Below are 19142 nucleotides of genomic sequence, written 5' to 3' on the forward strand. Positions count from 1 at the left end.
AGGTCGGGGACTCGGCGTCCGTTACCTCAAGTTCCGGCAGTGACCTCGTCGGACCTCGTCGGACCTCAGAGGACCTCAGAGCGGTACGCCAGGAGAGCCCCGCAGAAGTCGGCTGCCGCACCCGACAGTGCGCTGCGGTCACGGGTGACCAGTACCGCCCGCCGGTGGGCCCACGGGTCCGGAAGCTCCCGGGCGTTGCCCAGGCCGGCGCGTCTGGCACTGGCCCTGGGGACGACAGCAGGACCGGCCCCGGTCGCGGCCACCGCACACACGGCGGCGAGGGAGGGCAACCGCACCCGGTAGGAGGGTGTCACCCCCAGCTCCGTGGCTCTGTCCTCGATCAGCTGCTGCAGCGGACTGGTCGAGGTCAGGCCCACCAGCGGACGGTCGAGCAGGTTCCGGAACGTGGCGTCCCCGTCGACCTGGGGTGACCGGGGGCCAGGGATGCGGGATCCGGCGCCGATGACGACGAGGGTGTCGTCCCACAGCGGCTCCACGTCGAGGTGGTCGGCGGTGACAGCGTCAGAGATGACGGCGAGATCCACTGTGCCGGCGTCCACCAGTCCGACTGCGTCGGAACTTGTGGTCTCCCGGATGATGACGGAGATGTCCGGGAGACGGGTCAGAGTCGCCGCCAGGAACTCGGTGAGCGTGTCGACGGCCGAACTGTTGGTCGCCAGACGGATCTCGTGGCGCAGGCCGTTGCCGTACGCGGTCATTCTGCGGTCGAGTTCCTGTGTCTCGGCGATGATCCTGCGGGCCTGTTCCACCATGACCTGCCCGGCAGGGGTGGTGGTGACGCCGCGTCGGTTCCGGTCGAGCAGCCGCAGCTTCCGCTGCCGCTCCATACGGCTGATGCGTGTACTCGCCGCGGACAGGGACATACCCCGGAGGTCGGCGCCCGCGGTGATCGAACCGGTGTCGACGACGGCGACGAGCAGGGCGAGGTCGCGAAGGTCTGTCGTCACTGCGGTTCCGTTCCCGGGGCGGGCCGCCCGTCCTGGTCGCCTTGCCCGGCCTCTGTGCTCTGGCTTCTGGCCTTGCCCTCTGTGCTCTGGTCTCTGGCTTCTGTAATTCGGAAGGATAGCACGGATTATCTGAAGCACGATGTGCTATTGAAGCGGAAGAATGCCGTACATGACTTCGTCAATCAGGAATACAGGGCACCCCGGCTCTGCCACCTACGAGGTATCAGGAGCAGTCCGGTGGTCGGTGTGACGGAGCTCGGGTTCATCCCGGAACTTGTCGCGGTCTTCGCCGCAGGGTTCTCCGCCGGGGCAGTCAACGTGGTGGTCGGCGGTGGGACCCTGGTGTCCTTTCCCGTGCTGGTGCTCCTCGGGTACCCGCCGGTCACCGCGACCGTGGCGAACACGGTGGGGATCGTCCCCGGCAGTGTCGTGGGAGCATTCGGGTACCGGCGTGAGCTGTCCGCCCGGCGGAAGGTGGTGCGGGCCCTGCTGCCGTCGTCGGTGGCGGGGGGAGTGACAGGATCGTTGCTGCTGCTGTCCCTGCCCGGGGAGGTGTTCACCAGGGTCGTTCCGTGGCTGATCTGTACCGGGACGATACTGGTGCTGCTCGGACCCACGGTGAAGAGGACGGTCGCCGTAAGGCGTTCCCGCCTCCGCACCGCCGGCGACGGACCGGGTGACGGACAGGGCGACGGACCGGGTACCGCGGACGGGAAGCTGCCAGCCGCCTTCAGCTCCCGGGGTGCCGCCGCCACCGCAGTGGTGGCTGCCATTCTCCTGGGCATCTACGGCGGCTACTTCAGTGCCGCCCAGGGAATCCTGCTGACCGGGGTGCTGGGGGTCATCTCCCGCATGGACATGCAGGAACTCAACGCGGTGAAGAATCTCACCGTCGCGGGAGTGAACCTGGTCGCCGCCGCCGTGTTCCTGGTCGTGTCACCGGAACTCGTGGACTGGTCTCTGGCTGGAACGGTCGCCTGCGGCGCCGTGTGCGGAGGCGTCGTCGGGGTCCGTGTCGCCAGACTCCTGTCCCCCGCGGTGCTGCGCGCCGCGGTCGCGGTCGTCGGGGTGGCGGCGGTGGCCCTGACGGTCAGCCGGGGATGACCGCGGTGTCGTAGTCGGCGCCCCCGCGTCCCCCGGTGTCCCCGCTCCAGGCGTGCTTCACAGGATGTCCTTGAGAATCCTGGCCACATGTCCGGTCGCTTTAACGTTGTACCTGGCCAGCGCGAGCTTCCCCTGCTCGTCGACGAGGAAGGTCGACCGGATGACCCCCTGCACCACCCGCCCGTAGTTCTTCTTCTCCCCGAAGGCCCCGTAAGCCGAGAGAACCGTCTTGTTCGGGTCGGACAGCAGAGGGAAGGTCAGGTCGTGGTTGTCCCGGAATGACGCCAACTTCTCCACCGGGTCAGGGGAGATACCGAGCACATCGACCCCGGCGTCGTTCAACGGGGCGAGTGAATCCCGGAAATCGCAGGCCTCGGTGGTGCACCCGGGGGTGTCGGCCCTGGGGTAGAAGTACACGAGAACTTTCCGGCCGCGGTAGTCGTGGAGTGACACGGAGTGACCACGGTCGTCGGTGAGGGTGAAGTCCGGGGCGGTGTCGCCGACGGCGAGACGGTTGTCAGTCATGCAGGCCAGCATACGTCCCCTCACGTCCGACGGGGTTCCCCTGCGACCGGTGACACCCACGCCGTACAATGGCCCACTGAAACCTGATTGACACCTGATCCGATCCGGCCCCGAGGTACCCGGCGTGGTATCCGGCACACCGTTGCCGTGCGGGCCTCACACCCCAGGAGATCTTCCGTGGCACGTAGCACCGACGCCATCCAGCGTGATATTGAGCGCACCCGTGAGCAGCTCTCCCACACCCTTGACCAGCTGAGCTCCAGAGTCGCCCCCGCCGCCCTGGCGGACGAGGCGAAGGGGAAGGTGCGGTCCGTGCTCGAGGACCCGAAGGTCCAGCTCGTCCTCGGAGGTGTCGCCGCCGGCGTGGTCCTCATCGTCGCCGTGGGGCTGCGCAGCAAGCGCAACGAGAAGAAGCAGATCAGGGAGATCCAGCGCCTCCTCGCCAACGCACGGTAGTGGGCGGTACCCGCCCCAGGGCGAAGGACGGAGACCCCGGCCGGTTCCGCGTCACAGCGGAACTCGCCGGGGTCTGTGCTGTGGCACTCGTCCTGGGGCAGTGGTGTTCCTCGGTCGGCGTCCCGGCGTCCTGGATCTTCGCCTTCCTCGTCGTCACCGGTGCCTATGCACTGGTGCGTGACCGTGCCGTCACCCCGCCGACGGCGGTCATGCAGCCCGCCCAGGTCCTCATCGCCATGGTCTGCACCAGCCCGCTGGCGGCACTGGACGGAGCCACTGTCCGCAGCTACCTCCTGCCCACCGTGCTCTCGGTGGTGGTCATGCTCCTCGTCAGCACCGTCGCCGGTCTGGTGCTCTCACGGTCCGGGAACACCGACCCTGTCTCGGCGATGATCTCCACACTGGCGGGCGGCGCCAGCGCAATGACGCTCCTGGCCCGCGAACTTCGGCTCGACGTGCAGTTCGTGGTGTTCACCCAGTACCTGCGCCTGACAATGGTGGTCCTGACCCTGCCCTTGTTCGTACATCTTCTCGGCGGGGGAGGGACCGCCGGCAGTGGGGAGGGGGACCGGTGGTACGACCCCGATCCCCGGCCGGTGGCGGGGGCCGCCCTTGTCTGGGCGGTGACCTGGCTGACAGTACGGGCTGTCCGGGGACGCCTGCCTCTGCCCGCCCCGTTCCTCCTGGTTCCGATTGCCGTGACCTGGACCGCCTCGGCACTGGGAATGCCGGAAGCGTGGCTCTCACCGCACGGGATCGTGCTCACCGTGGCCTACGCTGTCATCGGTGTGCAGGCGGGCGGCACCCTGACCGTCAGTGCGCTACGCCAGCTGTCCCGGGCGTTGCCGGTGATCGTCGCCGCGGTGACCGTGATGATTCTCGGCACCGTCGGGGCGGCACTGGTCATCGCCAGGGTCTCGGACATCACCACCCTTGACGCCTACCTGGCCACCGTGCCCGGCGGGATCTACGCGGTCCTGGCTTTCGCCCACGAGTCCGGGGCGTCCCCGGTGGTCACCGTAGGTCAGGTGCTGCGGGCGGTGGTGATGATCGTGGTGGGGGCATGCCTGCCGGCGGTGGTCCGTCGGGTCACAGGGCTCCGTGGCAGACGCCGGGAAGAGGCTGCCGTGCGGGATGCTGCCGGGCGGGATGCGTCGGACGGGGCGGGGAAGGACGCCGGCGGAAACTGATAGCGTCGGACAGGTGAGCTTTCTCTGGAACTTTCTCGTCCGTGCCGCGGGCAACGCCGTGGCCCTGTGGATCGTGGTCGCTCTCGTCGACGGGGTGGACGTGGTGGCCCCGGCCACCCCCTTGTTCGGCGACGGTTCCCACGACCGGCTGCTGGTCTACCTGTTCTCCGGCCTGGTGATTCTGCTGCTGAACATGACTGTCCGTCCGGTGCTCCAGCTGATCGGACTGCCGTTGAGCATCCTGACTCTGGGGCTGTTCGCACTGGTCATCAACGGTGTGGTGTTCGGCCTGGCGGCAGTGGTCACCGAGACGGTGGGTACGGGGCTGACGGTCTCGACGTTCGGCGCCGCGTTCTGGGGGGCACTCATCATGGCTGTGGTGAACTGGGTGATCGGGCCACTGGTCGGCATGCTGCAGACGGGACCCCGGATTCGCTGAGCGACCGGGTCCGCCGGGCAACCGGGTCCGCCGCAGAACCGGACTGTGGTACCGGTCAGCAGAACCTGTCTGTCCGACTGAATGCGAGAACCCCGGCGAGAATGAACTCACCGGGGTCTGTGTGGTGCGCCATCAGGGACTCGAACCCCGAACCCGCTGATTAAGAGTCAGCTGCTCTGCCAATTGAGCTAATGGCGCGTACAGATGTCGCGTACAGAAGATCTGCGGCCGGTCCCGTCAACCGGCCCGGCGCATCTGTGCAACGCAGAAGACTATAGGCCACCACCCCCGTCCGCGACAAACGGGCAGGTCGGCGTCGGAGAGATTCGCACGCGGGATAACAATTGGGACACAAATTGCCGGATCGGCGATTCTGATGTCCTTCGTGTCCGGGGTGCTCGCTACAGTTGCAGTCAACGGCGGGCCGGATGATCTCCACCACACTGGCTGGTCCGTCGACCACACGACGAAAGCGAAGTTTTGACACCCATGCAGTACCACCCGGGTCGTATCTTCCGGTCCATTCTCGCCGCCGCCGGTGCGGCTGCCCTCCTGGCGACCACCGCCTGCACCATCGACAAGGGCAATGACGGCGGTGTCGGCAATGTCGCCTCGACGACCACCTCCACCCCGGTCACCGATGAACTTGTCAGCAGCGTCAGCGACGGTGCGACAGGTGTGAAAGTCGACTCCCCGGTGACCGTCACCGACGGGGACGGTCTCGACGACGTCACTCTCGTCGACGCGGCAGGAACCGAGGTCGCCGGCACGTTCTCCGAGGACAGGACAAAGTGGACCAGCGCCGAACCGCTGGAGTACTCCAGCAGTTACAGTCTCTCGGCTTCCGCCGGCGACGATGAGCTGAACCAGACTTTCACCAGTTTCAGCCCGGACCTGCTGACCGACGGTGCGCTCGCTCCGCTGGACGGGGTCACGGTCGGAATCGGTCAGACTGTCGCACTGAGGTTCGATGAGATTCCCTCGGACCGTGAGGCTGTCGAGAAGGCGATCACCGTGGAGACCGAGCCGCATGTCGAGGGGGCCTTCTACTGGATCACGTCACAGGAGGTGCGGTGGCGTCCCGAAAACTACTGGGCGCCGGGCACCACGGTGCACGTCAAGGCCGACCTGTACGGCAAGGATCTCGGCGACGGCATGTACGGTCAGCAGAACCGCGAGGCCACGTTCACCATCGGCGATGATGTCCGCGTGGAGGCCGATGACCGGACCAAGCAGGTTGTCGTCACGAAGAACGGTGAGGTCGTGCGCACGATGCCGACCTCGATGGGCATGCCGGGGCACGAAACCCCGGTCGGGGTGTACACCATCGGTGACCAGTACGACACCTTGATGATGGACTCCACGACCTACGGTCTCGCCCTGGACGCCGGGGGCTACCAGACCCAGGTCGCCTATGCGACGCAGATGTCGTACTCCGGCATCTACCTGCACGCAGCCCCGTGGTCGGTGTGGGCCCAGGGCAACACCGACACATCCCACGGGTGCCTCAACCTGTCGGTGGAGGACGCCAAGTGGGTCTACGACAATCTCAGGCGCGGCGACATCGTCACCGTGAAGAACACCGGGGCTGAGACACTCAGTGGTTCCGACGGGCTGGGGGACTGGAACATCCCCTGGTCGACCTGGTCCCAGGGCAACGCCAACGGTTAGGCCGGGTTCAGTTCAGGGTCAGGCCGGGTCTGTCGGTGTCTCCGGGCGCGGGATCGTCCGCGGCGCCGGTTGCCCGCGGTCGTGAACAGAACGTCCGGTCGACGTACAGAAGGTGGGGCAGGTCGCCGGAGAGGACGGCGGGGGACGCCGTGACATCCAGGACCTCAGCCGCCACCAGGGTCGCCGGGCCGACCTCCACAGTGCCGGCAGGCCGGACCCGGAACACGGCCGGCGCGTCGGTGAGCAGCGGCTCCCCGGTCGGGGCGGTGGTCCATCCCTGGTCGGCGGTGAAGTGCCGGCCGTGCGGTGAAGCGAATTCCCGGGCGATGTCGGCCTGTTCCCCGCTGAGGAAGTGCACGAGGCAGGTGGATGCCCTGAGCAGCGCGCCGGGGCGTCCCGTCTTTTTCGCCAGGGAGTAGGACACCGCCAACGGATCCACGGCCAGTGACGCCAGACTGGACAGCACCAGGCCGACCGGCCGGTCGTCGACGGTGGCGGTGACGAGGACCACTCCGGCGGGGTGGTGGCGGAACACCGCCCGGAAGTCCTCGGTCTGCGAAGGCATGGCTGTCAGGTTACTCTTCACTCAACAAACTTGATGAGGAAACATTGTTGACGGGGAGTGAACTGCTGTGGCGTGGATCGTACTGGTTGTCGCCGGACTGTGTGAACCGGTGTGGGTCACCGCACTGGGGAAGGTGGACTCGGTGACCAGGGTCGGGCCGATAGCGGTGTTCCTCATCTTCCTCACGGTCAGCCTCGCCGGGCTGTCACTGGCACTGCGGGAGCTTCCGACCGGTGTGGCGTACGCGGTGTGGGTGGCCATCGGTGCGGTGTCCACGGTGGCACTGGGTGTGCTGACCGGCGAGGAGTCTCTGACAGTGATGAAGGCGGTGTTCCTGGCGGTGATCATCGCCGGGGTGGTCGGGCTGAAGATCGTCAGCTGACCGGGGCGTCACGGTCTGATCTGTTTACCTGTCTGAAACGGTCGGGGTATATCCCCGCAACCGGGTGAACCCATACTGGGCTGAGTTTCGATCAAACGACAGGAACAACAGGACGGCGAAGTCGTACCGCCGTCAGGAAAGGCCCGACATGCCCGGCACTCCCCGTGACCTCCACACCACCGACAACCTGTCCAGCGCCAGGGACGACGCCCGGGCGCAGGGACACCGTGACCACCCCTACATGCCGTACGTCCCGGCGTCCTCCAGTCCCTTCTGCCCCGTCGACGTCAACCCGGAAGACCTGACCTGGGCAGAAACCGTCGCCCCGGGCGGATACACGCACCGTGTCGTCGCCCGCGGAACCAGGATCCGTCTCGAAGACACCGACGGAGAGGCCTGCGCCCACGTCCTCCTCTACAACGCCCTGCAGCCCAGGGAACGCTACAACGCCGCTGACACCGTCAAAATCCCTTGGCAGGCATACCTGACCGCCGGCCATCCCCTGCTCTCGGGGGAGGGGAGGGTGCTCGCCACCCTCGCCGCCGACACCTCGGGCCACCACGACACCTTCTGCGGGACGATGACCACGGCACAGACCGTCGCCAAATACGGGGAATCTTCCCTCTACGGCGTCTTCCCCTCCGGACAGGAACTCCTTGAACAGGGAGGAGCCCGCCACGGCCTGGGCGAGCGGGACATCCCGCCGTCGGTGTCCTTCTTCAAGGGCGTCGACGTCGCCGCCGACGGGGCCCTGACCTTCAACGGCGGAGCCGGTCCCGGTGCGGCCGTCGACCTCGTCGCGGAACTGCCCCTCATCATCCTCGTCGCCAACTCACCGCACCCGCTGGACCCCCGGCCCGACTACGTCAGCGGCCCGCTGCGCATCCACGCGTGGCGGTCAACCCCCACCCGCCCCGACCCGGAATCGGCGAACTCCACCCCGGAGCGTCACCGTGCCTACCTCAACAGCACCGACTACGCCGACTCTCTCGGACTCTGAGACCCACCCGGGCCGGCACTCTCCCGGCCCTGTTCCGTCTCCCGCTGCCCCGGAATGCCCCGGAACGCCCCGGCATGCCCCGGAATGCCCCCGGAATGCGCCAGCCTCCACCCCACCGAAAGGCCCGTCATGACCACCCAGACCACCCCGCACTCCTCCGTTCCCGCCGGCGCCGTCTACGGTCCCGGCACCGTGCTCGACCCCTCAGGACCGTGCGTGCCCGGCAACGTCATCCTCGACGAGACCGTCGCCCCCCGGGCTCCGTGGTCGGCCGTCATCCGTCGTGGTGACGTGCTCACCATCGTCGACGTCGGCGGCAACCAGTCAGCCGACTGTCTGATCTACAACGCCGTCGACACCGCCGAGCGCTACAGTGTCCCACAGACCCTCGCCGGCCAGCAGAACGTGTACGTCCGTACCGGGACTGTCCTGCGGTCCAACCGCTTCGATCCGCTGATGACCGTGGTCGCCAACGAGGTCGACCGGCAGGACACCATCGGCGGTGCCTGCGGTAGAGAATCCAACACCCTGCGGTACGGCCACCACACCATGCACGACCACGGCTGCCGGGAGAACTTCCTCGCCGAAGGCCGACGCCACGGGCTGGGACCACGTGACCTGGTCTCCAACCTCAACTGGTTCATGAACGTCCCCGTCGGGGAGGACGGAACTCTCGGCATCGTCGACGGAATGTCTGCCCCGGGACGCAGGGTCGCGGTGCGGGCGGACAAGGACGTCCTTGTCATCGTCTCGAACTGCCCGCAGATGAACAACCCCTGCAACGACTTCAACTGCACACCGCTGCGGATGGTGGTCACCCGGCCGGACGTCAGTGTCGGGGACACCGGTGGTGCAGGTACCGGGGACGCCGGAATCGACGCGGAGGCGCAGCGATGAATCTCCCCACTGTTTCCGGCCTCCCCGTCTCCGGACTCCCTGTGCCCGACCCGGCGCCGCAGCAGGGGACCGCACCGGTCACCGGCACGGTCCTCGTGGCCAACCGTGGCGAAATCGCCCGACGGATCATCCGTTCGGCGAAGAAGCTCGGGATGCGCACCGTCGCCGTGTACTCCGACGCCGACATCGCCGCACCGCACGTCCGCGAGGCAGATGAGGCCCACAACATCGGCCCGGCCCCCGCCGCCGCGTCCTACCTCGACATCGACCGCATCCTCGAGGTCGCCCGGTCCAGCGGTGCCACCGCCGTGCACCCCGGGTACGGCTTCCTGTCGGAGAACGCGGAGTTCGCCGCGCGGGTCGAGGACGCCGGAATGGCCTTCGTCGGCCCCACTCCCGGTCAGCTCGAGAAGTTCGGGGTCAAGCACACCGCCCGCAGGCTTGCGGAGGACGCCGGGGTTCCCCTCCTCCCCGGGACAGGACTGCTGGAATCCGCCGACGCCGCCGTGGCCGCCACCGCGGAGGTCGGACTCCCCGTGATGGTCAAGGCCTCAGGAGGTGGTGGCGGTATCGGGATGCAGGCCTGCACCACCGTCGAACAGGTCCGCGAGGCCTTCACCAGGGTCGAGTCACTGGCGGAGAAGAACTTCGGAACCTCCGGTGTCTTCCTTGAACGCCTTGTCCGCCCCGCCCGTCACATCGAGGTCCAGGTGTTCGGCGACGGTGCCGGGCGCGTGGTGGTCGTCGGTGACCGCGACTGCTCACTGCAGCGCCGCAACCAGAAGGTCATCGAGGAGGCTCCCGCCCCGGACCTGCCGGAGGAGGTGCGGACCCGGATCCACCGGGCGTCCCGTGAACTGGCAGCCTCGGTGAACTACCGTTCCGCCGGCACCGTGGAGTTCGTCTACGACCCGGGGGAGCGGCAGGCGTACTTCCTCGAGATGAACACCCGACTCCAGGTGGAGCACCCCGTCACCGAGGAGGTCTACTCGGTGGACCTCGTCGAATGGATGCTGAGACTCGCCTGCGCGGGCACCGACGGCCAGGGAGGGCTGGACCCTGCCGTCTTCGACTCCGACCCCCGGCCACAGGGGGCCGCGGTGGAGGCGCGCGTGTACGCCGAGGACCCGGACAAGAACTCCGCCCCGTGCCCCGGAACAGTCACCGGTGCAGAATTCCCCGAGACCGGGACCAGCGGCGGGGTCCGGGTGCGGGTGGACGGCTGGATCGAGACCGGCCAGGAGATCTCCCACTACTATGACCCGATGATCGCCAAGGTCATCGTCCACGCCGGAAGCCGGGACCGGGCACTCGACGGCCTCCTGTCAGCCCTGCGTGACACCCGTGTCGACGGTGTGGTCACCAACCTCGGGCTGCTGCGGAAGATGACCGTGGACCCCGACCTCCGCGCCGTGACCCACTCCACCCTGACCCTGTCGACGACCTCAGATCCGGACCCCCGGATCGACGTGATCGCACCGGGAATGCTCACCACCGTCCAGGACTGGCCCGGGCGCAAGGGGTACTGGAAGATCGGTGTGCCGCCCTCCGGGCCCATGGACGACCAGTCCTTCCGCGAGGCCAACAAAGCTGTCGGAAACCCGGAAGGGACCCCCGGCCTGGAGTGCACGGCAACCGGTCCGACACTGAGATTCTCCCGGGAGACCGTCATCTGCGTCACCGGCGCGCCGGTGACCTGCACAGTCGACGGCCGGGAAGTTCCCCGGTGGGAACCGGTCACCGTGGCAGCTGGCGGAGTCCTGGCCGTCGGACGGACAGAGGACACCGGCCTGCGCACCTACCTTGCGGTACGCGGCGGCATCGACGTCCCGGAGTACCTGGGTTCGGCCTCGACCTTCACCCTCGGGAACTTCGGCGGGCACGCCGGTCGTGCCCTGCGCGCCGGGGATGTGCTGCGTCCGGGCACTGCCGCGGTCTCGGAACCGCGGCCTGTACCGGAGTCACGGCGTCCCGCGATGACCGGCCACTGGCGAATCGCTGTGACGGAGGGTCCGCACGAAGCTCCGGAGTTCTTCACCCCCGGGGACATCGAGGTCCTCTACGGCACGGACTACGAGGTGCACTACAACTCCGCGCGGACCGGTGTCCGCCTCATCGGACCACACCCCGTGTGGGCGCGGGAGGACGGCGGTGAGGCCGGACTGCACCCCTCCAACATCCACGACACCGCATATGCCGTCGGATCCCTCGACTTCACCGGTGACACGCCGATCATCCTGGGACCTGACGGGCCCAGTCTCGGCGGATTCGTCTGCCCTGCCGTGGTGGCCAGCGGCGACCTGTGGAAACTGGGACAGCTGCGACCCGGGGACACGGTGCGGTTCGTCCCCGTGAAGGAGGATGCCGCGGCCGGCGTCCGTGACCGGTGCGCCACCCCCGGTGCCCCGACAGAGGCGGCATACCCGACCGGTGGTGACGGTGACCACGGGATCATCGCGCACACGCCCGCCGCCCCGGGACGCCCCGAGGTGACCTACCGCCGGTCCGGTGACACGAACCTCCTCGTCGAGTTCGGTGAGCAGCAGCTGGACATCGGTCTGCGGATGCGGGTCCAGGCGCTCATGGACCGGTTGACCGAAGTGGCGCTGCCCGGAGTCATCGACCTGACCCCGGGGATCCGGTCACTGCAGATCCATGTCGACCCGGCTGTGGTGCTGCCCACCCCGCTGGTGGACACAGTCCGCGGCATCGAGAACAGTATCCCCGACACCGATGAGCTCACCGTTCCCTCACGTACCGTGCGGCTGCCCCTGAGCTGGGACGACCCCCAGACCAGACTGGCGATCGAGCGCTACATGAACGGGGTACGTGACGACGCCCCCTGGTGCCCGTGGAACATCGAGTTCATCCGCCGGATGAACGGGCTGGACAGTGTCGACGACGTCTACCGCACTGTCTTCGGGGCCAGCTACCTCGTCCTCGGCCTCGGGGACGTCTACCTCGGAGCCCCTGTCGCCACACCCCTCGACCCCCGCCACCGCCTGGTCACCACGAAATACAACCCGGCCCGGACCTGGACCCCGGAGAACGCGGTCGGCATCGGCGGCGCCTACCTGTGCGTATACGGTATGGAGGGGCCCGGCGGCTACCAGTTCGTCGGACGCACCACCCAGATGTGGAACCGGTACCGCAACGGCGGACTGTTCCAGGGACGTCCCTGGGCACTGCGGTTCTTCGACAGGATCGAGTGGTACCCGGTCAGCCACGGGGAACTCACCCGGCTGAGGGCGGAGACGGACGCCGGCCGCGGAATCGCCGACATCACCGAGGGGACCTTCTCCTACGCCGGGTACCGCAGGTTCCTCGACGCCAACGCCGCAGAGATCGCCGAGTTCCGGGCAGCCCAGGCGGAGGCCTTCGACGCCGAGAAGCAGCGGTGGCGCGAGTCCGGTGAGTTCGACGTCCGGGACGAGCCGGCACCCGCACCGGAACCGGCGGAGGTGACGGTGCCGGAAGGGTCGGTGGCTGTGTACGCCGGCCTGCCGTCGACCCTGTGGCAGCTGTCCGTCTCCGAGGGCGACCGGGTCAGTGCCGGTGACCAGCTGGCGTCCCTGGAGTCGATGAAGATGGAGTCGCCGGTGATCGCCGACCGGGACGGTGTAGTCACCGGGGTGTTCGTCTCCGTCGGTGAGCAGGTCGCACAGGGGCAGGTCCTGCTGAGTCTCGGGTGACCTCGTGATGAACTCGGGGTGGGGCCGGGATGGTTACGGGGTGGGTCCGGGATGGTTACGGGGTGGGTCCGGGATGAGCCGGGTCAGGGCACGGTCCGGTCCCGTCCTCTACCCGGGAGGTCTGCGGCAGGTGGAGGCCGGTCACTGTGGCAGCAGCACGCTCACCGCCGCTGTCGCCACCGCATCGGCCAGCCGACCGACGTCCCCGTCGTCTACATGCCTTCCGGCCCGCAGGGTGACCACAGATTCGACGATGTGGAAGGGCAGCTCCAGCAGCGGCAGGTCGTCCCGTCCCAGTATCCGCCGGCCCAGTTCGGTGTAGGCGGCGCGGAGTTCGTCGCGCAGGCTGTGGAACCCGGCGAAGACCTCGTCGTTGACCTCCGGGGCGCTGTAGAGGGCGGCGACATTCCACTTGTCGCTGAACAGTAGGAGGGCATCCTGGCGGGCGAGTTCCCGGAACGTGTCCGCGGGGTCAGCGCCCGTACCGTCAGCGGCCAGCAGTTCGCGGGCCAGGTGCACGGAAGGCTCGACCGTGTCGAGCAGCAGCTTGTGCAGCACAGCTTTCTTGTTGGGGAAGTAGTGGTAGAGCGTGGCCTGGCGGATCCCCGCCGCCTCTGCGAGTCGGCGGGTGGTCACCGACCCGAAACCCACGGTGGTGAACAGTTCGGCGGCGGCGTCGAGAATCTCGGCGGCGGTGTCCTCACCGTCGAGGCGCGGGGTGCCGGCGCGGGGTCGACCGGGGCGTCGTCCGGTCGGTCGTGTTGTCACGGGATTCCTCCGGTGCAGGGTGGACGGGACAGGGGTTAACGGGACTGGGTTGGACGGGGGTACAGGGGCCGGCCCCGGGGGAGGGCAGGGGTCGGCCGCTGGCGCCCCGGTCAGGCAGACCCGGCACCGTCGGGGTACGCCCCGGCGAACAGGTCCGCCCACGGGCGGGGGTCGGGGCCGTCGCCGTCGCCCAGGGCTCCGACCGCCCCGGAAACCGAGGCCGCCGACGCCCTGTACCAGGCCTCGGGACTGATCGAGGCCAGGGTACCCGGAGCGGTCAGATGCATGACCACCGCCATGGCACTGCGACCGTTGCCGTCCCGGAACGGATGGGCCCAGATGTACTCGGCGAGGAACGCCGCGACGGTCTCCGGTGGTGGCGGTGTCCCGTCGGACGTGGCCGCCAGACACCGGTCAAGGGCGAGAAGTGCGAGGTTGAAGTGGTCCTCCATCTGCGGCAGGCTGCAGAAGGCCACGTCGCGGCGGGAGAGGTTCACGGTACGCAGGTCACCGGCCCAGCCGAAGACGTCGCCGAAGAGCCGGCGGTGCAGTATCTGCAGGGTGTCCGACCCGGTCACCGGGGGGAGGGGGGTGTCCAGCCACTCCGCCGTGCGCAGGGCGCTGAGGGCACCGGTCAGTTCACCGAGGACGCGGGCACTGGTCAGTCCGGGGAGGTTGCGCAGTACGAAGCGCTCGCTGTCGATGTAGGGTCTCGACCGGAACAGCCGGTCGAGGACGGGACGCCGGGGAGCGGGCTGCGCACTGTCACGGTCGAGGGCGTCCTGCACCAGCCCGGTGACAAGGTCAGGGGCGAGTGCCCCGGTGCGCAGTACCGTGGAGAGTTCCCGGACCAGGCCGGTGACGTCACAGCCCTCGATTCGCTGGGCCCGCACGATGTCGGCAAGTCTGGCTGCGTGGCCGGCTGCGTCACTGTCCGTGCGCCTGTCGCGGAACGTCATCTCACACCTCCGTGAACGTGGAGGTGGACAGCCGGTAACGCAGGGTGCGGCACACACCACGCAGATCGCTGACGGCGCGGCGGAGGTCACGTTCGTCGCCGGGGTGCAGGGCGGAGAACATGATCCGTCCGTGTCTGCCGTAGACGCGTGACGGGCCGGTGCCGAGTGCCAGGTCGAGCGAAAGTGACAGGCCGGTCCGGTAGGCGCGGACGAGCACCCCGGCGTCCCTGCCGGCGAGCAGTCCCGCGTCCGCGGCGTCCTCGAGGCGGTCGACGGTACGGTGCCGGCAGGACCCGCTTCCCAGGGCGGCCCAGCGCGCGATCTTGACCACGGGGGTCAGGAGCTCTCCCTTCAGGTCGAGGGACGCCGCACGGAACAGTCCGGTGGTCCGCGGCGGACTGTGGGCCAGGGCGTCCCTCAGCATGTCGGCGACCATCGCGCTGCCGGGAACGGCGGCGGCAGCGGCGGCGCTCACCGGGTCGGCGGCGTCGGCGAGCAGTCCGGTCTTCACCACACCGCGGTCCCGGTCGGGTGCGGCGCACCAGCACAGGACGCCGGCCTCCCAGTCTTCCCGGCGTCCCGGAAGCCCTGCCGAGGCGGGTGTGGCGCCGCTCCGGTCACCGCGGACACCGGCGGCGAGGAGACGGTCGAGCCCGGGGGTCGGACCGTCGCCGAGGCGGATCACGTCGAGATCGCTGGCTGGTGTGGCGTCACCGCGTCCGACCGATCCTGTCGCCGCTACCGTGGTGTCCAGCCGCTCCCGCAGTGCCGCCGACCAGACGGAACACAGAGCGAAGACATCGCCGTCAGGTCCTCCGGCGCGCCGGGAGGAGGCCAGGGAGCCCGCCAGGGACCTCAGGGGCCCGGATGTGAGGGCGGGTGCGGCCGGCACCGGGGAGGTCCGGGAGGCGGACCGGCGCGGGGAGGCGGACTGTTGTTCGGGCACTCCACCATTGTGGCCTGCTCCGGGGCCGCCGGGGTGGCCGGGGCCGCCGGGGTGGCTGGATGCGGGTGCGTGCGGGTGCGGGCCACGGAAACCAGGAAAGAACCCCGGTGACACGGCGTTGAAACATGCACCCTGTTGACTTTCGGTCAAATGACAGGAACTAAGTCCTGTCGAGTCCCGGAAGGAAGTCACAGCACATGTCAGTCCCCGTATCCCCGGCCCCCGCCGGCAGGTCCGGCCCCGGAACAGGAACCGGCACCGGAACCGGCACCGGAACCGGCACCGACGCCCGGTCCGACGCCGGTGACCTCTCCGAATTCGGCTACGACCAGCAGCTGCACCGCAGTCTCGGACGGTTCTCATCCTTCGCCGCAGGCTTCAGCTTCGTCTCCATCCTCACCACCATCTTCCAGCTCTTCGGACTGGGCTTCGGATTCGGCGGCCCCGCCTTCTTCTGGACCTGGATCGTCGTCTTCATCGGCCAGTACTCGGTCGCCCTCTGCTTCTCCGAACTCGCCGCCCGCTACCCCGTCTCCGGGGCGATCTACCAGTGGTCACGCCGGATGGGAGGGGAGATCCTCGGCTGGTTCGGAGGATGGTTCATGATCCTCGCCCAGATCGTCACCGCCTCCGCGGCAGCCATCGCACTGCAGGTCGTCCTTCCCAACGTCTGGTCAGGATTCCAGATCATCGGCGACGACCCCGCCCTGACCTCCGCGTCCGGGGCCGCGAACGCCGTCCTCCTGGGAACCGTCCTTCTCGTGGTCACCACCGTCATCAACTGCATCGGCGTCCGCTGGATGGGTTACGTCACCACCGTCGGCGTGTGCTGCGAACTCGTCGGCGTCGTCGCCATCATCCTCGCCCTGTTCACCCACACCCACCGCGGACCTGAAGTGGTCTTCGACACCGGACAGCCGGGTCAGGAACCCGGCTACATCTGGGCGTGGATCGCCTCCGGACTCATGGCAGCCTACGTCATGGTCGGATTCGGCAGCGCCGGCGAACTCGCCGAGGAGACCCGCAACCCCCGCAGGGTCGCGCCGAAGACGATCCGCCAGGCACTCACCCTCTCCGCCGTCGGCGGGGCACTGCTCATCCTCGGGGCACTCATGGCCGCACCCTCGCTCACCGACGGACGCCTCGCCGACGAGGGACTGCCGTACGTGCTCAACACGGTCCTCTCGTCACCGTGGGGCACGGTCCTGCTCATCGATGTCGCCGTCGCGATCCTCATCTGCACCCTGGCGATCCAGACCGCGGCGTCCAGACTGATGTTCTCCATGGCCAGGGACAGCCGCCTGCCGTTCTCCGACGCCCTGTCCAGGGTGAACACGACCACCGGGACACCGATCCTCCCCTCCGTCGTCATCGGCGTCCTCTGTGTCGTCGTTCTGCTGGTCAACGTGGGCAACGACGCCATCTTCGCCACCCTGACGAGCGTGTGCATCATCCTGATCTACCTCGCCTACCTCGCCGTGACCGTGCCCCTGCTGCGCCAACGCCTGAGAGGCTGGCCCGGCAACCGGGGAGTGGAGACCGACGCCGAAGGCCGGAAACTGTTCACACTCGGCCGGACGGGGACCGCCGTGAACATCTTCGCCGTCTGCTACGGGGCACTCATGGTCGTCAACCTGGCATGGCCCCGTGCCGAGATCTACAACCCCTCCGGTGACATGCCCCTGCTGCAGTGGGCGGGCCCGCTGACAGTCCTGGCCGCCGTCCTCCTCGGACTCTGTGCCTTCCCCTGGGGACGGAAGCACCCCCGACCCGTGAAAGTGGGTGAGTGACCGTGACTGCGCCACAGCCCTACCGCACCAGGCACCGCGCCCTCCGCGCCCTCGAGGTCGCCTACGACCGCATCGCCGCCGCCGGCCGTGACGAGGTCTTCATCTCCCTGTCCGACAGGCAGGAGGCCAGGGACGCGGTAGAGGACGCCTTCAGCAGGCCCGTCGGACCACTCACCGGGATGATCATCGCGGTGAAGGACAACATCGACGTCCTGGGTTTCGACACCACCGCCGGCTGCCCCGGCTACAGGTACACCCCGGACAGGGACTCCGCCGTGGCGGGAGCGCTCCGCGCCGCCGGGGCGACCGTCATCGGGAAGACCAACCTCGACCAGTTCGCCACCGGCCTGGTGGGGACGAGATCCCCCTACGGGGCGGTGCGGGACTCCCGTGTCCCCGCCCGCATCTCCGGAGGGTCCTCCTCCGGATCCGCGGTGGCCGTCGCCCTGGGCTTCGTCGACGCCGCCCTCGGAACCGACACCGCCGGATCCGGGAGGATACCGGCAGGACTGCAGGGCATTGTCGGCGTCAAACCCACCCCGGGCGTGGTCTCGACCCGGGGCGTGGTGCCCGCATGCGCCAGTTACGACTGCGTGAGCGTCTTCGCCCGCACGACGGCCGTGGCTGAGGCGGTCACCGCCTGCATCTCCGCCACCGGGACACGCACCTGGCCCACCGAAACCAGGTTCAGCGCACCGGCCGAGCCGGTGGTCGGCATACCCCGGGAACTGCCGGAACTGTCCGACGGATGGCGGGAGGCCTTCGCCGGAGCGGTGGAGAGACTGCGGGCGACCGGGTGCCGCATCCGCACCGTCGACCTCGCCCCCGCTCTGGAAGCGGCCCGGATGCTCTACGGTTCACCGCTGGTCGCCGAGCGTGCCGAGGCGGTCGGGGAGTTCGTCACCGCCGCTGTGGACAGCAAGGACCCGGCGACCGGACTCGACCCCACCGTCACCGCCATCGTCACCGCAGCCGGGGGGTACACCGGACCGCAGGTCCTCGCCGCGCAACGGCAACTCGGGCGGAGACGGCGCGCAGTCACGAACTCCTGGGACGGTCTCGACGGCCTGCTCATCCCCACCGCCCCTTTCCACCCCACGATCGCCGAGGTCCGGGCGGACCCCGTGGGGGTGAACACCAGGTTGGGGACGTACACCAACTTCTGCAACCTGTTCGACATGTGCGCCACCGCAGTTCCCTGGACCACCGTCGACGACGGCGGACACGGCGACGGGATCCCCGCGCAGTTCGGGGTCACGGTACTGGCCCCCGCCTTCGGGGACGCCGTCGCCGCGGGAATCGCCGCCAGGCTCGGAACCGCCGGGGATGAGGGGGATGAGGGGGAGCCCCGAACCACCGGGGACGCCTCCTCCGCGGGAAGTTGGGTACGCTCCGCAGGCGCCGAAACTGTATCCCTCGTCGTCGTCGGGGCCCACCTGCGCGGCCAGCCGCTCAACCACCAGCTCACGGACCACGGCGCGTACTTCGTGGGCGAGGTCAGGACCAGTCCCCGCTATCGGCTCTACGCCCTGGACACGGTCCCCCCGAAACCGGGACTCAGCGGCCCGGTCGACAACGGCGGAGCATCGGTGGCAGGGGAGGAGTGGAGAATGTCACCGGCCGAGCTGGCCAGGTTCCTCGACGCCCTGCCGGCACCCATGGCGCTGGGGGAGGTACTGCTCGACGACGGACGCAGACTCACCGGTTTCACCTGCCAGCCCTGTGCCGTCGACGGTGCCGCGGAGATCACCTCATCGGGTGGGTGGCGTCCCTACCTGGACGGACAGTGA

17 protein-coding genes and 1 tRNA gene are annotated in these 19142 nt (G+C 68.6%); 11 read left to right on the forward strand and 7 right to left on the reverse strand.

What is annotated here, in order from left to right:
* Positions 1–65: 65 nt before the first annotated feature.
* On the reverse strand, positions 66–968 hold the full coding sequence (locus E0E18_RS12495; protein ID WP_130841533.1) for a LysR family transcriptional regulator: 903 nt from the start codon (positions 966–968) through the stop codon (positions 66–68).
* Between the two features lie 237 nt (positions 969–1205).
* Between E0E18_RS12495 and E0E18_RS12500 the strand changes: the two genes are divergently transcribed.
* Entirely contained in the window at positions 1206–2072 is an 867-nt protein-coding gene (locus E0E18_RS12500) for a sulfite exporter TauE/SafE family protein (protein WP_237559828.1), read from the forward strand.
* A gap of 57 nt (positions 2073–2129) precedes the next feature.
* Here E0E18_RS12500 and bcp read toward each other — a convergent pair whose 3' ends face one another.
* The gene (gene bcp, locus E0E18_RS12505) at positions 2130–2597 is read right to left on the reverse strand and encodes a thioredoxin-dependent thiol peroxidase (protein ID WP_130841536.1); all 468 of its coding nucleotides are present in this window, start codon (positions 2595–2597) and stop codon (positions 2130–2132) included.
* Positions 2598–2774: 177 nt separating this feature from the next.
* Here bcp and E0E18_RS12510 point away from each other — a divergent pair, with 177 nt between their 5' ends.
* Genes E0E18_RS12510 through E0E18_RS12520 form a run of 3 tightly spaced genes read left to right on the forward strand, consistent with a single transcriptional unit; the run spans position 2775 to position 4682 of the window.
* On the forward strand, positions 2775–3053 hold the full coding sequence (locus tag E0E18_RS12510; RefSeq protein WP_066587885.1) for a DUF3618 domain-containing protein: 279 nt from the start codon (positions 2775–2777) through the stop codon (positions 3051–3053).
* On the forward strand, positions 3053–4243 hold the full coding sequence (locus tag E0E18_RS12515; RefSeq protein WP_130841538.1) for an AbrB family transcriptional regulator: 1191 nt from the start codon (positions 3053–3055) through the stop codon (positions 4241–4243). The genes E0E18_RS12510 and E0E18_RS12515 overlap by 1 nt, the downstream gene beginning before the upstream one ends.
* A gap of 13 nt (positions 4244–4256) precedes the next feature.
* A complete protein-coding gene (locus tag E0E18_RS12520; RefSeq protein WP_066587888.1) occupies positions 4257–4682 on the forward strand; it encodes a phage holin family protein in 426 nt (141 codons plus the stop codon).
* A gap of 122 nt (positions 4683–4804) precedes the next feature.
* On the opposite strand, the gene E0E18_RS12525 is transcribed toward E0E18_RS12520, so the two are convergent.
* Positions 4805–4880, reverse strand: a tRNA-Lys gene (locus E0E18_RS12525).
* Positions 4881–5171: 291 nt separating this feature from the next.
* On the opposite strand from E0E18_RS12525, the gene E0E18_RS12530 reads away from it, so the two are divergent.
* A complete protein-coding gene (locus E0E18_RS12530) occupies positions 5172–6353 on the forward strand; it encodes a L,D-transpeptidase (RefSeq protein WP_066587891.1) in 1182 nt (393 codons plus the stop codon).
* 7 nt (positions 6354–6360) lie between these two features.
* Here the strand turns inward: E0E18_RS12530 and E0E18_RS12535 are convergent, their stop codons facing one another.
* Complete coding sequence (locus tag E0E18_RS12535) at positions 6361–6918, reverse strand: flavin reductase family protein (protein ID WP_130841540.1); 558 nt, start codon at positions 6916–6918, stop codon at positions 6361–6363.
* Positions 6919–6985: 67 nt separating this feature from the next.
* On the opposite strand from E0E18_RS12535, the gene E0E18_RS12540 reads away from it, so the two are divergent.
* From E0E18_RS12540 to uca, 4 genes are all read left to right on the forward strand, one after another.
* A complete protein-coding gene (locus E0E18_RS12540) occupies positions 6986–7300 on the forward strand; it encodes a DMT family transporter (RefSeq protein ID WP_066587897.1) in 315 nt (104 codons plus the stop codon).
* Positions 7301–7448: 148 nt separating this feature from the next.
* Positions 7449–8300, forward strand: coding sequence for an urea amidolyase associated protein UAAP1 (locus tag E0E18_RS12545; protein ID WP_110481676.1), 852 nt, complete (start codon positions 7449–7451; stop codon positions 8298–8300).
* A 129-nt stretch (positions 8301–8429) separates the two neighbouring features.
* On the forward strand, positions 8430–9197 hold the full coding sequence (locus E0E18_RS12550; protein WP_130841542.1) for an urea amidolyase associated protein UAAP2: 768 nt from the start codon (positions 8430–8432) through the stop codon (positions 9195–9197).
* Entirely contained in the window at positions 9194–12889 is a 3696-nt protein-coding gene (gene uca / locus E0E18_RS12555) for an urea carboxylase (protein ID WP_130841544.1), read from the forward strand. The genes E0E18_RS12550 and uca overlap by 4 nt, the downstream gene beginning before the upstream one ends.
* A 141-nt stretch (positions 12890–13030) precedes the next feature.
* Here uca and E0E18_RS13915 read toward each other — a convergent pair whose 3' ends face one another.
* The 3 genes from E0E18_RS13915 to E0E18_RS12570 all read right to left on the reverse strand — a co-directional run bounded on the left by E0E18_RS13915 (position 13031) and on the right by E0E18_RS12570 (position 15562).
* Positions 13031–13657: a TetR/AcrR family transcriptional regulator gene (locus E0E18_RS13915; RefSeq protein WP_161972305.1), complete on the reverse strand. Its 627-nt coding sequence runs from the start codon at positions 13655–13657 to the stop codon at positions 13031–13033.
* 110 nt (positions 13658–13767) lie between these two features.
* Positions 13768–14616, reverse strand: a complete 849-nt coding sequence (locus tag E0E18_RS12565) for a Fic/DOC family protein (RefSeq protein WP_130841548.1) — start codon at positions 14614–14616, stop codon at positions 13768–13770.
* A gap of 1 nt (position 14617) precedes the next feature.
* Positions 14618–15562, reverse strand: a complete 945-nt coding sequence (locus E0E18_RS12570) for a putative nucleotidyltransferase substrate binding domain-containing protein (RefSeq protein WP_237559829.1) — start codon at positions 15560–15562, stop codon at positions 14618–14620.
* 197 nt (positions 15563–15759) lie between these two features.
* On the opposite strand from E0E18_RS12570, the gene E0E18_RS12575 reads away from it, so the two are divergent.
* Positions 15760–17352: an amino acid permease gene (locus tag E0E18_RS12575; RefSeq protein WP_130841550.1), complete on the forward strand. Its 1593-nt coding sequence runs from the start codon at positions 15760–15762 to the stop codon at positions 17350–17352.
* Between the two features lie 2 nt (positions 17353–17354).
* Positions 17355–19142, forward strand: coding sequence for an allophanate hydrolase (gene atzF / locus E0E18_RS12580; RefSeq protein ID WP_130841552.1), 1788 nt, complete (start codon positions 17355–17357; stop codon positions 19140–19142).

Origin of the sequence: Corynebacterium neomassiliense, assembly GCF_900626215.1 — a bacterium.
GTDB lineage: Bacteria > Actinomycetota > Actinomycetes > Mycobacteriales > Mycobacteriaceae > Corynebacterium > Corynebacterium neomassiliense.

Excerpts from the sequence above, each read along its gene's own strand:
- E0E18_RS12550 (WP_130841542.1), top strand. The coding sequence starts at position 8,430 with ATGACCACCCAGACCACCCCGCACTCCTCCGTTCCCGCCGGCGCCGTC.
- E0E18_RS12575 (WP_130841550.1), top strand. The coding sequence starts at position 15,760 with ATGTCAGTCCCCGTATCCCCGGCCCCCGCCGGCAGGTCCGGCCCCGGA.
- bcp (WP_130841536.1), bottom strand. The coding sequence starts at position 2,597 with ATGACTGACAACCGTCTCGCCGTCGGCGACACCGCCCCGGACTTCACC.
- E0E18_RS12545 (WP_110481676.1), top strand. The coding sequence starts at position 7,449 with ATGCCCGGCACTCCCCGTGACCTCCACACCACCGACAACCTGTCCAGC.
- E0E18_RS12535 (WP_130841540.1), bottom strand. The coding sequence starts at position 6,918 with ATGCCTTCGCAGACCGAGGACTTCCGGGCGGTGTTCCGCCACCACCCC.
- uca (WP_130841544.1), top strand. The coding sequence starts at position 9,194 with ATGAATCTCCCCACTGTTTCCGGCCTCCCCGTCTCCGGACTCCCTGTG.
- E0E18_RS12530 (WP_066587891.1), top strand. The coding sequence starts at position 5,172 with ATGCAGTACCACCCGGGTCGTATCTTCCGGTCCATTCTCGCCGCCGCC.
- E0E18_RS12565 (WP_130841548.1), bottom strand. The coding sequence starts at position 14,616 with ATGACGTTCCGCGACAGGCGCACGGACAGTGACGCAGCCGGCCACGCA.